Origin of the sequence: Pseudomonas sp. SIMBA_067 (genome assembly GCF_046534675.1) — a bacterium.
Classification (GTDB): domain Bacteria; phylum Pseudomonadota; class Gammaproteobacteria; order Pseudomonadales; family Pseudomonadaceae; genus Aquipseudomonas; species Aquipseudomonas putida.
Map to the genome: position 1 here is coordinate 1 of NZ_JAWRYH010001314.1, position 237 is coordinate 237.

Here is a 237-nt window from a genome sequence, read left to right on the forward strand (position 1 = left end):
CGCGAGTTCTTCGATGCGGTGCCAGCGCTGGCGCGCAAGCTGCAAACGCTGATGGATGTGGGCCTGTCGTACATCAAGCTGGGCCAGTCGGCGACCACCTTGTCTGGCGGCGAGGCGCAGCGCGTGAAGCTGTCTCGCGAGTTGTCCAAGCGCGATACCGGCAAAACCCTGTATATCCTGGATGAGCCCACCACGGGCCTGCACTTTGCCGATATTCAGCAGTTGCTGGACGTGCTG

The 237-nt window shown here is 62.0% G+C and carries 1 protein-coding gene; it reads left to right on the top strand.

Translation table 11 applies throughout. The features are described from left to right. Positions 1-237, top strand: a 237-nt coding sequence (locus SB765_RS33580) for an ATP-binding cassette domain-containing protein (protein WP_410933027.1), incomplete at both ends; no start/stop codon positions are given.